The organism is Streptomyces sp. NPDC002588 (genome assembly GCF_040295925.1).
In the GTDB taxonomy this organism is placed as follows: Bacteria; Actinomycetota; Actinomycetes; order Streptomycetales; family Streptomycetaceae; genus Streptomyces.
Window position 1 is genome coordinate 73047 of the sequence record NZ_JBEOWF010000004.1, and the last position, 12286, is coordinate 85332.

The following is a 12286-nucleotide window of genomic DNA, read 5'->3' on the forward strand; positions in this document are numbered from 1 at the left end:
AGTAGGAAGCCGCTCGGGCACCATTCGGTGTGTGACCACAGAACCCGCCTTCCTCGCCGACTGCCGGACCCGGCTCGCCTTCGATCTCGTCTCCCACACCTGGAACCCGGTGGTGCTCTGGTCCCTCAAGGACGGCCCCGGACGCCCCGGCGAACTGCGCGAGTTCATCGGAGGGATCAGTCAGAAGGTGCTGACGGAGACTCTGCGCCGGCTGGAGTTCAACGGGCTGGTGGCGCGGCAGGCGTACGGCGGGTCCCCGCCCCGGGTCGAGTACGAACTGACCGGCCTGGGAAGGACGTTGCTCGCGCCGATCCAGGGCTTCGGTGCCTGGGCGCACGACCACGGTGACGAGGTGATGGAGGCTCAGGACCGCTACACGTCCGCTACACCTCCGAGCGCTGAGCCACCGTCGCGGGGTCGGACGGGGTCGCGCGGGTGAGGTACTGCGGGACCGGGGTGTCGTCGGTGCCGGTGTCGCGGACCAGGCCGTAGCGCCGCGCGCCCTGGGGCGGGCCGGAGGTGACGTCGTCCTCCACCTTGTCCCAGGTCGTGGGGAAGACGTTCAGGCCGTAGTCGGCGCCCCGTTCGTTCACCGTGAGGGTGACGCTGCCGTCGACGTAGAAGTACTCGTTCTGCCACATCTGCTGGGTGCCGGACGGGAGGACCGCGTAGCCGGTGGCCGCGCTGCCCATGCCGGTTGCGGTGGGGTCGGTGGCGCTCGTCGGGTCGTCCATCCGGCGGCCGCCGCCCGAGGCGACGTGGAAGAGTCTGCCCGTCAGGCCCGTCCAGGACGGCATGACCAGGCTGCCCGCCCGGTACTGCGGGGAGATCTGCCAGCGCACGAGGACGTATCCCTGGCCGCTGAGCGTCACGCCGTCCCCTCGGTGGTTCATGGTGGCGTGTGCCCCGCCGGTGCTGGTGACACCGGACGCGGGGCGGCGCGGCAGGGCCGCGGGCGGGGTGTCCGGGTCCGGCGCCTTGTCCACGGCGTCGACGACACTGCCGTACCCGGCCGTCTTCCCCTCGGTCGCCGACGGGGACGAGGAGGGGGTCGCCGACGGCGAGGCGGACGAGGCCGGGGCGGGTGAGGACGGCGGCTCGGCGGGTGTGAACGACGCCGTCGGGCTCGAGGCCGCGCGCGGGGGCGGGTCGTCGGGGGTGTGGACGGCGACGTAGGCGCCGCCCGCCACGAAGGTCGCGCCGGCGGTGACCGCGACGGCGGGCTTGGTGAGGATGCCCAGGACCTTCGCGGACCAGCCTGCGGACGTGGCGGCCACGGCCGTCTTGCCGCCGAGCCCCAGGGAGAGGGTGAAGCCGACGGGCACGGGGACGAGCGCGATGCCGACGAGGAGGCGCTCGGCCGGTACGACGGACTCCCGGGTGTCGCCGCAGTAGCCGCAGCCCCGGATGTGCCGGGCCAGCCGCTTGCGCCAGACGGAGTCGGGGCGGCCGTCCCAGCGGGCGGTCAGCTCGCGCAGGTCGGGGCAGGCGCCGTCGAGGGCGCGCACGATGCCCCGGGAGACCTCCAGGCGTTCCTTCATGCGCTGGACCCGCACGGCGGCGTGCTGCCGGCTGATGCCGACGGCCGCGGCCAGCTCGCGTCGGGTGAGTTCGCCCGCGACCTCCAGCCACCACAGGGACAGCAGTTGCCGGTCCTCGTCGTCCAGCCAGCGCACCGCCTCCGCGACCTCGCGCCGCTGCCCCTCCAACTGGAGTCGCAGCACCGTCAGTTCGGCGAAGTCGGAGGCGCCGTCGGGGGTCGTGCTCTCGTCGAGAGTGGCGGCGGTCCTGCGGCGTGCCCGGTCGCGGATCTGCCGCATGGCGATGGCCACCAGCCAGGAGCGGAAGCTGTCGGGGTCCCGCAGCGAGCCCAGGTTACCGACGGCGCGCAGCATGGTCTCCTGGACGACGTCGTCGACGTCGGCGTGGCCGTTCAGGGCGCGGCCGACGACGTTGTAGACCAGCGGGAGCCAGCCCGCCACCAGTTCGTCCAGCGCGTGCCGGTCACCGGCCTGTGCGGCGGCGATGGTGGCCCGCCAGTGCCGTCCGGCCTGGGCGCCGGCGTACGTCCTCATGCCCGCACCCTCTCAGCCGGGCCCCCGCTGTTGGCAATGTCGGAGATCACACCCGTGGGGACGGAGACGGCACCCACGGGATAACACTTTTTCGGCACCCTTAAGGGCCATCCCCGTCAACTCCCCTATTGCGTAAGGCACTTGCTCGGGGTTCCGTCAGGGGCCGGTCCCCTCCCCGCCGACGATCCGGTACGACGGTCCCGCCCCGGAGGATCGACCCGAACCCCGAACCGATCTTCCGATCCCCTGGAGCCCCCGTATGCGTGCTCGCCGCCGCACCACCGCCCTCGCCGCCTCCCTCGTCCTCGCCCTCGCGGCGGCCGGGCCGCTGGCCGCCGCCCCCGCCTTCGCGGCCCCCGCGGTCCAGCGGGCGGGCGCCCTGGACACCGAGGCCCTGGCCGCCGCGCTCGCGGGCCTGCCGGACGCCGACGCGACCGCCGCGCTGGTCCGGGTCGGCGGCACCGACGGCACCTGGCGCGGCAGCGCGGGCGTGCACGATCTGGCGAGCGGCGCGCCCGCGGACCCGGACGCCCGGTTCCGGGCCGGTTCGACGACGAAGGTGGTGACCGCGGCGGCCGTGCTGCGGCTCGCGGCAGAGCGGCGGATCGACCTGAACACGCCGATCCAGCACTACCTGCCCGGCCTCCTCGGCAGGCAGTTCCGGCCGATCACCGTACGGCAGCTGCTCAACCACACCAGCGGCATCCCGGCGGGCGACGGTCTCGGCGACACCTTCGAGGAGGTGTACGCCCACCGCTACGACACCCTCACCCCGCAGCGGGTCGCCGCGTCGGCGGGCGCCGGGCAGCCGGAGTTCCGCCCGGGGAAGAAGCAGCACTACCTCAACATCAACTACACGTTTCTCGGTCTGCTGATCGAGAAGGTGACCGGGCGGTCGTACGCCTCCGAGGCCACCCGGCTGGTGCTGGCCCCGGCCGGCATGCGGGACACGTACTTCCCGGGCACCGACCCGCGCATCCTCGGCCCGCACAACCTCGGCTACCAGGCGGTGGAGCAGGCCGACGGGACGACGGAGTTCCTGGACGTCACCGAGTGGAACCAGGCGGACCGGTTCGCCGCCGGGGACATGATCTCCACGACCGCCGACCTGGAGCGGCTGCTCACCTCCCTCTTCAAGGGCCGGATCGTGCCGGAGCCGCAGCTGAAGGAGATGTTCACGGTCCCGGCGGACATCGAGGGCGCCACCTACAGCGCGGGGCTCCAGCGCTTCGAGTCGGCGGGCAGGGTCTACTGGGTCAAGTCCGGTGCCCGGTACGGCTACAGCTCGGCGATCGCCGCCACCCGCGACCTCAGCCGCACCCTCGTCTACTCGGTCAACTCCACGGACGCCAAGAGCGAGGACGCGAATCCGGTCGTCATCCGGATCATCATGGCCGCGCTCAGGTAGTGGGCGGTCCTCACCGCAACGGCTCCTCCAGCGGCACGTTCCGCACCCCCGGCAGATGCCCGTCGAGCTCCCCCGGTTCGAACCGGCACATGCCGACCGCGTGCCAGAACTCGCCGGTGACGTCGCCCTCGTACTTGTAGCCGCCGGACGGCGCCAGCGCGGCCCAGCCGCCGGGGAGGCCGACCAGGGTGGAGCGCAGGGTCACGGGGCCATCGGCGGTGACGTCCCACAGGCGGACCGTGCCGTCCTCGCCGCCGCTGGCCAGCAGCGAGCCGTCGGGGCTGAAGGCGACGGCGAGGACACGGCCCGTGTGGCCGCTCAGCGCCGCCGTCTCGCGGCCGGTGCGGACGTCCCACAGGCGGACCGTGCGGTCGTCGCCCGCGGTCGCCAGCAGGGGTCTCAGCGGATGGGCCGCCGCCGTCCACAGCTTGCCGGTGTGGGCGGACAGCCGGTGCACGGCCACCCCGTCCCGCCAGATCACCGCCTCCCCGTCCCAGGAGGCGCTGGCCAGCCAGGAGCCGTCCGGCGCGAACGCCACCGCGTACACCCGGTCGGTGTGGCCGTCGAGGACGGCGCTCATCCGGCCCTCGGCGAGCTCCCAGACCCGCACCTTGCGGTCGTCGCAGCCGGTGGCCAGAGTCCCGCCGTCGGGCCGGAAGGCGATGGAGCGGACCCGGCCGAAGTGCTCGCCGATGGTGGTGACATGGGCGCCGGTGGCCCGGTACCACAGCTGTACGGTGTCGTCGTCGTTGGCGGTGGCCAGCAGTTCCCCGTCCGGGCTGAACGCCTCGGCCCACACATGGTCCGTCTCGACGTCCAGCTCGCGCTGGTACTCACCCGTCGAGGCGTTCCACAGGTACATGTCGCCGTCGCTGCTCGCGGTGGCCAGCAGGGTGCCCGTCGAGCCGAACACGGCCGAGACCAGGCGGTCGCTCTGCCCGGTCAGCTCCCGCAGCCGGCGCCCGGCGGTGGTGTCCCACAGCCGGATCACGCCGTCGTTGCCGCCGGCCGCGAGCAGGGAGCCGTCGGCACTGAAGGAGAGGGTGCCGATCCGCCGCCCGTGGCCGCGCAGGATGCGGCGGCCCTGGCTGGTGGCGGGGTCGTGGAGCCGTACGACCCCGTCGTTGCCGCCGGTCACGAGGAGGGAACCGGCGTCCGGGGCGGAGCCTGCGGGTCCCGCGGCGTACGGGCGGAACTTGCACACCCAGACCGAGCCGCGGTGCTCGGCGGGCTGCCGGGTCAGCGGCACCGCCACCGGGTCGGACTCGGGCACGACCCGCCACAGCCGGACCACGCCCTGGCTGTCCCCGGCCGCGAGCAGGGTTCCCTCGGGATCGAACAGCACCTGGTAGACGGCCCCGCGGCAGCCGCCGAGCAGCCCGGCGGCCGCGCCTTCGGCGAGGTCCCACAGCCGCACCTCGCCCTCGGTGTCCCCGCTCACCAGGTACCGGCCGCCGGGGTGGAAGTCGAGGGTGTAGACCCGGCCGGTGTGCCCGGTGAACTCGTGGCGCAGGCCGCGGTCGGCGAGATCCCAGATCCGGACCGTGCCGCCCCGCCGCTCGTCACCCCGGTCGCCGGTGGCCAGCAGCCGGCCGTCCGGGCTGAACCGCGCCCGGTACACCGCGCCGCGATGCCCGGGCAGCTGCCCCGTCCGCCGCCCGGTCGTGAGGTCCCACAGGCGGACGGCGGTGGAGGCGTCCCCGGTGACCAGGGTGGCGCTGCCCGGTCCGAAGGCCACGGTGTAGACGGGCGCGACATGGCCGGGCAGCCGGTGCAGCGGGGTGCCCGTGGCGGTGTCCCAGACGGTGACCACGCCGTCGGCGTCTCCGGTGGCCATGAGGGAGCCGTCGGCGTCGAGGGCGAGCGGCCACACCCCGCGCGGGTGGATCTCCAGCAGGTGCAGACAGCGGCCCGAGACCGGGTCCCACAGCCGTACCGTCCCGTCGGCGCTGCCGGTGGCGAGGACCCGGTCCCGGAACTTCACGGCGTAGACGCGGTCGGTGTGGCCGGCCAGGGTGCGCAGGGCGGTGCCGGTGACGGCGTCGCAGACCAGCACTCCGCCGTCCTCGGCGCCGACGGCGAGGAGTTCGCCGTCGGGGCTGTAGGAGATGGGCTCGGGCAGCCGGCTGGTGCGCATGTCGAAGCCGTACGGCACGCCGACGGCGGAGGGCCGGAAGCCGGCGTCGACCGCCATGCCGGGGGCGAAGGCGGCCGGGGCCAGTTCGGGGGTGTCGGGCAGGCCCGCGTCGGTGGTGGCGGCGATCAGTGCGGCCCGCTGCCAGCGCCCGCCCTCGACGCGGACGCCGGTCAGGTCGGTGCGGATCAGCCGGGTCCGGCGCAGGTCGGCGCCGCGCAGGTCGGCCCCGGTGAGGTCGGCGCCGTCGAGCCGGGCGCCGGTCAGCCGGGTGTCCCGCAGGACCGCGCCGGAGAGGTTGGCGCCGACGAGGCGGGCGTCGGTGAGGTCGGCGCGGGTGAGGTCGACCCGTGAGAAGTCCCGGTAGGAGAGGTCCTCCCCGGCGAGCGCGGCGCCGCGCAGGTCGGTGTGGGCGGGCACCCGCAGCCGGGAGAGGATCTTCACGGCGTTGGCCCGGGCCACGCCGTCGTCGCTGGTGTCGAGGGTGTGTTCGGCCCACGTCTGGCAGGTCCGGTGGTCGGCGAGGTCGCAGAGGAACTCCACGGCGAGCTGGCTGAGCCCGCGCCGGCCGAGCAGGGCGCTGTCGCCCGCGGCCAGCCGCACCGCGCACTCGCGGGCGATGAGCCACTCCACGACCGAGCCGTGGATGAACCGGAACACGCCGTCCTCGCTGCGCACCAGCAGGCTCCCGGAGCCGACCGCGTGCGCGGCCTGTCCGGCGGAGAGCCGGCTGCCGGCCAGACCGGTGAGGGTCTCCGCGACGTCGGTCAGCTCGTCGAGCCTGAGCGACTCCTGGCCGCTCTGCCACAGTCTGAGGGCGAGCGCGGTCACCGCGCTCCACAGCTGGTCGAGACTGAGCCCGGGGGCCCGGCCGGCGCCGCCGCCCGCCCGCTGCTGCTCGAAGGTCAGCCAGGCGGTGAGGACCTCCTGGTAGAGGCCGGCGGGGCTGAGGGCGCGGCCGGCTCCGGCGACGGCACGCAGCTGGTCGTCGTCGAGGTCGGCGACGAAGCCCAGCAGCCGGGGGTTGCGGCACAGGGCGAGCAGGTCGGGGATGGCGTCCAGCAGGCGCAGCCTGCGGTCGGCGGCCCGGTCGTCGCCGTCGTAGCGGCCCACGAGGTAGGCGCGGATCTGCTGCGGGGTGAACTCCTGGACGGCGAGGACCCTGCGGTGCGGGAGCATGCCGACACGTTCGCCGAGGGCGGTCAGCACCTGGCCCTGGGAGCGGAAGTGCTGGGTGCGGCTGCTGACGACGATCTTGGCGCTGTCCACGGCCGAGTCCAGCAGCACCTGGAGGCGTTCGGCGGCGCGGTCGTAGGTGACGCGGGTGACGAGTTCGTCGAAGCCGTCGAAGAGAAGCACGATCCGGCCCTGCTGGAGCATGTACCGGAAGGCACGCAGGTCGATGTTGTCGACGCCGTGCGCGGCGAGGTGCGCGGCGACCAGCCCCTCGAAGGAGTAGGCCCGGTCGAGCGCGTTCAGCTCGATCAACAGCGGTACGAGGTGCGGGAGTTCGGCGGGGACACGGCGGGCCAGCTCGCGCAGCGCGAAGGTCTTGCCGTGGCCGAAGTCGCCGAGCAGCAGCAGGAACCGGCCCTGGTCGGAGTCGAGCAGGCGGAGCATGGCGTCGACCAGGCCGCCCTGGTCCTCGGCGTCGAGGCGCTCGATCTCGCGGTAGCGCTGGGGGAGGTAGAGGCCCGGGGGGTAGCGGGGGTCGGTGCGCAGGCGTTCGCTCTGGGCGGCGACGTAGGCACGCAGGTCCAGCAGGCCCTGGAACTCGGTGAAGCTGCGCACCCGGACGCCTCGGCGGCGGGCCAGGTCGCGCAGTTCGCGGGCGGGTGGCGGGCCGTCGTGGACGAGTTCGGCCTCGGTCTCGGAGTCGGCCGCGTGCACCAGGGCGACGACCCGGTCGACGTCCTGGGCGGTCGGGGTGCCGGTGTGCACGGCGACCCGCTGCTGGCGGACGAAGCCCGACTGGGTCCAGGTGACGAGGAGTTGGGGCACGTCCGAGGCGACCGGGCGGATCTGGGCGCCCTCGTGGCGGGTCCGGCAGACCTCGGCGACCCGGGCGAGCAGTATGTCGGCCGGGGACCGCAGGGAGCGCGGCTCGGGGTCCGGGGCGGCGCCGGACCCGGGGCCGGTGGCGGCGCGGGCGTCGGGAGCTTCCGGGTCCTCGGGCGCGAAGGCGCGGTGGGCCCGGCGCCACTCGACCCGGTCGCGCCTCGGTTCCCCGGGGCCGGGCCAGGTGGCGAGCCCGTCGCGGGCGATGCGCAGCAGCTGGTGCCGGGCGGGTCCGGCGGCGCCGAGCAGCGGCAGCTCGCCGCCGGCCGTGGTCAGCACGGGGCGGGCGCCGGGGCCGGTCGGACCGTGCAGCAGCAGATGCAGCCGGGGCGCGGTGAGGCGGGCCAGCACGTCGGTGTCGCGCAGCGGCCCGGAGCCGTCCTGGGCGGCCGCCGCGCGCGGCGCTCCCGGCGCGGCGGTGCCGGGCGCGTGGCGCAGCGCACCGATCCGCAGCCACCCCTCCTCCTCGTAGGGTCTGAGGGCCTGGGCGAACCAGGCGGCCTGCTCGGGTCCGACCATCCCGTACTGGTCGTCGAGCCGATGGCTGTACGCCATCGAGGAGTTGAGCCCGGCGACGACGGTGTGCAGTTCGGGCACGGGGAAGAGGGTCCACGGCTGGTCGCTGTCGAAGACGGCGTCGAGGCCCTGGTACAGCTCCTGGAAGAGCCGGGCGAAATGGCGCCACTTGGGCCAGTACGGCGGCCGGGGCGGCATCTCGTCGGCCTCGCAGGTGCTGAAGTAGGCACGGCAGGCGGCCTGGTTGACGTCCCGGCCGCCGGGGACGAGGGCGACCCGGTGCGGTTCGAGGCCGAGGAGCGCGCGCAGACCGGTGAGGAAGGCGAGCGCCTGGTCGAACTCGCGGGGGCTGCCGGAGGCGGTGAGGTCACCGGTGACGACGAGCAGGTCGGGTGGGGGCGCCCCGGCGTCCGTCAGCTCGACGAGGTCTCCCCAGATCGCCGCCTGTAACTCGGCGGGTTCCTGGCCGCGCCCGAAGGCGGGCCCGGCCAGGTGGAGCACGGTGACCGCCTCGCGGGCCGCGCCGGCGGCCCCGGAGCCCCTCGGGTAGGCGGGCGGCGCGGCGGGCCTGCGCCGGCCGGCCCAGCCGGGGCGTCCGAGCGGCCGCCCGGTGCGCGGGGCCACCGGCACCGCGGGGGCGGGCGGCACGGGCTGTCCGTTCCCCGGGTAGTCGGGCCGCAGGCTGGGCCGGGCCCGGCCGTCGAGGGCCTGCCGGACCCGGGTGAGCAGCAGGTCGCGGGCGTCGGACGGGTCGGTCACCGGCACCAGGTCGACGTAGGTGATGGTGGCGAGCAGCCCCTCCACCGGGATGTCCTCGACCCGGACGGTGATCAGCCGGCGCTCGGGCGCGTCCGGGTCGGCGCGCAGGGCGGCCTGCCACTCCATCCGGCCGTACCGGGAGCGTTCGTAGTTCCGGGACAGGACCGCGATGACGGCCGCGGACTCGCTCACGCCCCGGTCCATGAAGTCCACGAAGTTCGTCCCCGGCACGAAGTCCCAGGCCTGAAGGACGGTCCGGTAGCCGGCCTCCTCCAGGGTCCAGGCGATCCAGGACGCCCACCGTTCGTCCGCGGGCGAGTAACTGACGAAGAAGTCCAACGGCCCGGTGTCACCGGTCATCTGACGAGCCCCCATGTATTCATAGTGCAATGAACGAGCGTCGTTTTGGACTGTTTCCACAGCAACCCGCTGGTCACAGTGGAGCACAATTGTGCGACCCTTCCCCCGTGTCTGTCTTACGGCGTCTGCATGTGCTGGACCGGGTGGCGATCGGTCTGCTCGTGACCGGGCTGGTGTGCGTGGCCTCGGGGTTGCTGCCGACCGCCGACGCGGGCGACGCGATGAGCCGGATCGCACCGCTCCTCGCGTTCCTCGGCACCGTGATCGTGCTGGCCGAACTGACCAGCAGGGCCGAGGTGTTCGACGTGGTGGCGGCGCGGGTCGCGCGGGCGGGCCGGGGCAGTTACCCGCTGCTGTTCCTGCTGTGCGTGGCCTTCGCGTCCGTCACGACGATCGCGCTGAACCTGGACACCACGGCCGTGCTGCTGACGCCGGTGATGCTGGCGCTGGCCGGCCGGGTCGGCATCGCGGCGGTCCCGCTCGCCATGACGACGGTGTGGCTGGCCAACACGGCGAGCCTCCTCCTGCCGGTCTCCAACCTCACGAACCTGCTGGCGGCCGACCGGGTCGCGCTGTCCTCCCTGGGCCTTGCGGGCCGCATGTGGGCCCCGCAGCTGGCGGCGATCGCGGTGACGACGGCGTGCCTGTGGGGGTTCTTCTGGCGCCGGGGGCGGCGCGGCACCGAGTCCGCGGGGCTCCTCCGGGGCGGTCCGGGGGCGGCGCGCGTGGAGGACGTCCGGGCGGCGGACCTGCGCTATGTGCCGCCCGGTGTGCACCGGCCCGCCGATCCCGTCGTGTTCCGGGTCTGCGCGCTCGCCTGTGCGGGCTTCCTGCTGGCCATCCTGGTCGCCGACGTGGAGCTGTGGATCGCGTCCGCGACGGCGGGCGCGGTCGCCGTCGCGGTGTTCGCGGTGCGCGACCGCCGGGCGCTGCGGTGGTCCCTCGTGCCGTGGCGGCTGCTGGTGATGGTGCCGGGGATGTTCCTGGTGGTGGAGACGGTCAACGCGCACGGTCTGCACGACCTGCTGGCCTCGGCGGTCGGCCACGACGGCGGCACCCTGGGCCTGTTCCGCGCGGCGGCGGTCGGCGCCGGGCTGTCGAACGTGCTGAACAACCTGCCCGTCTACCTGGCCGGCGAGGGAGCGGTCCCGGTGGGCAACCACGACCAGCTCCTCGCCCTCCTGATCGGCACCAACGCCGGCCCGGTGATCACCCCGTGGGCCTCCCTGGCGACCCTGCTCTGGTACGAGCGGTGCGTGGCGTACGGCGTGCGGGTACCGGTGGCCCGCCTGGTCGGCACGGGTGCGGTCCTGGCCACCGCGGCGGTGGCGGCGGCGGTGACGGCACTGGCGGTGACGCGGTAGGCGACGCACCGCGGCGCCCGCTCGTCGCGGGGGGTGTCGTTCGGACCGCCTCGACCCGGGATGATCCGAACGGCACCCCCTACGGCACCCTGCCCGGCAGCGGTGTCCCGGCGGCCGCCACCAGGTCGAGGAGGGCGGGCAGCGTCTCCGGGCGGGCCGCGACGAAGGAGCGGCCGGTGTCGGGGCCGGCGAAACCGGCGGTGAACTCGGTGCCGTCCAGGTGCCGCAGGGCCACCCCGGCCTCGCGGGCCAGCAGGGCGCCCGCCGGCAGGTCGATCGCCTCCGCGCGGTAGCCGACGAAGCCGTCGATGTCGCCCCGGGCCAGCATGGTCCAGGCGACCAGGGGCGCCCAGAGCTGGAGCAGGCGGCGGGAGCGGAGTTCCAGGGTGTGGCGCAGGGCGCGGGCGACGGGGTCGTCGCGGCGTACGGCGTGGCCCTGGGTCCAGGCGAGGAGCGGGCCCGCGGCGGCGGGCGGGCGGGGGGCGGGGGCGAGCCGGCCGGCCGGTCCGTGGGTGCCGGCGCCGTGCCGGGCCGACCAGGTCCGGCCGGCCACCGGGTCGTGGACCACCCCGACCACCGGAGTCCCGTCGACGCACAGGGCGATGCCGACGACGTAGACGGGCAGCCCGATCACCACGTTGTTGCTGCCGTCGAGCGGGTCGACCAGCCAGGTGCGGGCGCCCCCGTCGCCGTCGGCCGCGTCGCCCGCCTCCTCCGCCAGGATCCGGTCGTGCGGGAAGTCGGCGCGGATCCGGTCGACGACCAGGCGCTCGGCGAGCAGGTCCAGGTCGGTGACGACATCGCCGAGTTCGCCCTTGGGCCGGGCCGCGAAGCCGTCCGGGAAGCGGGAGCGCAGCAGTGCCCCCGCCGCCTCGGCGGCCGCCACGGCGGTACGGCACTCGGAGGTGTAGTCGGACGCGGGGTCAGACGTACGGGGCTTCGGGCTCATGGATCCTCCTGAGGGCGGCCCGGGCGATCCGGGCGGTCTGGGCCGCGTCGCAGGTCCTGCGCACCACCCGGTGGCCCGGGGCCCGCAGGGGTCCCAGGGAGAGGTCCGCCCGGCCGGGCAGGGTCCGCCCCAGCACCAGGGTGGCGGTCGGACGGCCGTCCGGCACCCTGGTGGTGTGGAACTCGCCCGCCGGAAGGGCGTAGGTCTGGCCCCGCGCGCTGGACTGCTCGGCTCCGGGCAGGGCGCGCACGAGCCGTCTGGTGGGCCGTAGTTCGTCCACTCCGGACGGTTCGCTGTGCACCTCGAACAGCCGGTGGGTGGGGGCGGGTGTGTCCTCCTCGACGTTCATGTGCCGGTTGTCCAGGCGGCCGTAGAGCACGGTGCTGATCAGGTCCCAGCTGTGCGAGTGCACTTGATGGTCCGTCAGCAGCCGGCCCGTGGGGCCGAAGACGTGGACGCAGACGCCCTCCGCGCCGTCCCGCAGCACGGGCAGGCAGACGAACCCCAGGGGATGTCGCACCGCGAGCAGTACGCGGCGGCCGGAGGCGACCTCGTGGAGTTCCGATGCGGCGTGCCGCACCAGGTCGGCGGTCTCGCCCCGCCGGGCGGCCCGTTCCAGGGCCGGGTAGTCCATCGTTCCTCCCACCGGAAGAAAGGCCCTCG

At 74.6% G+C, this 12286-nt stretch carries 7 protein-coding genes; 3 read left to right on the forward strand and 4 right to left on the reverse strand.

Annotation, left to right across the window (positions count from 1 at the left end):
* Positions 1–31 precede the first annotated feature (31 nt).
* On the forward strand, positions 32–439 hold the full coding sequence (locus ABT057_RS06240; protein ID WP_352341287.1) for a winged helix-turn-helix transcriptional regulator: 408 nt from the start codon (positions 32–34) through the stop codon (positions 437–439).
* Here the strand turns inward: ABT057_RS06240 and ABT057_RS06245 are convergent.
* On the reverse strand, positions 384–2075 hold the full coding sequence (locus ABT057_RS06245; protein WP_352341288.1) for an RNA polymerase sigma factor: 1692 nt from the start codon (positions 2073–2075) through the stop codon (positions 384–386). The two genes, ABT057_RS06240 and ABT057_RS06245, sit on opposite strands and share 56 nt — an antisense overlap.
* A gap of 259 nt (positions 2076–2334) precedes the next feature.
* Between ABT057_RS06245 and ABT057_RS06250 the strand changes: the two genes are divergently transcribed.
* On the forward strand, positions 2335–3483 hold the full coding sequence (locus ABT057_RS06250) for a serine hydrolase domain-containing protein (RefSeq protein ID WP_352341289.1): 1149 nt from the start codon (positions 2335–2337) through the stop codon (positions 3481–3483).
* A gap of 10 nt (positions 3484–3493) precedes the next feature.
* Here the strand turns inward: ABT057_RS06250 and ABT057_RS06255 are convergent, their stop codons facing one another.
* Positions 3494–9325, reverse strand: a complete 5832-nt coding sequence (locus tag ABT057_RS06255) for a WD40 domain-containing protein (RefSeq protein WP_352341290.1) — start codon at positions 9323–9325, stop codon at positions 3494–3496.
* 92 nt (positions 9326–9417) lie between these two features.
* Here ABT057_RS06255 and ABT057_RS06260 point away from each other — a divergent pair, with 92 nt between their 5' ends.
* Complete coding sequence (locus ABT057_RS06260; RefSeq protein WP_352341291.1) at positions 9418–10674, forward strand: ArsB/NhaD family transporter; 1257 nt, start codon at positions 9418–9420, stop codon at positions 10672–10674.
* A 79-nt stretch (positions 10675–10753) separates the two neighbouring features.
* Here ABT057_RS06260 and ABT057_RS06265 read toward each other — a convergent pair whose 3' ends face one another.
* Complete coding sequence (locus ABT057_RS06265; protein WP_352341292.1) at positions 10754–11623, reverse strand: inositol monophosphatase family protein; 870 nt, start codon at positions 11621–11623, stop codon at positions 10754–10756.
* Positions 11598–12257, reverse strand: coding sequence for a hypothetical protein (locus ABT057_RS06270; protein WP_352341293.1), 660 nt, complete (start codon positions 12255–12257; stop codon positions 11598–11600). Before ABT057_RS06270 ends, ABT057_RS06265 begins: the two co-directional genes overlap by 26 nt.
* Positions 12258–12286: the final 29 nt, after the last annotated feature.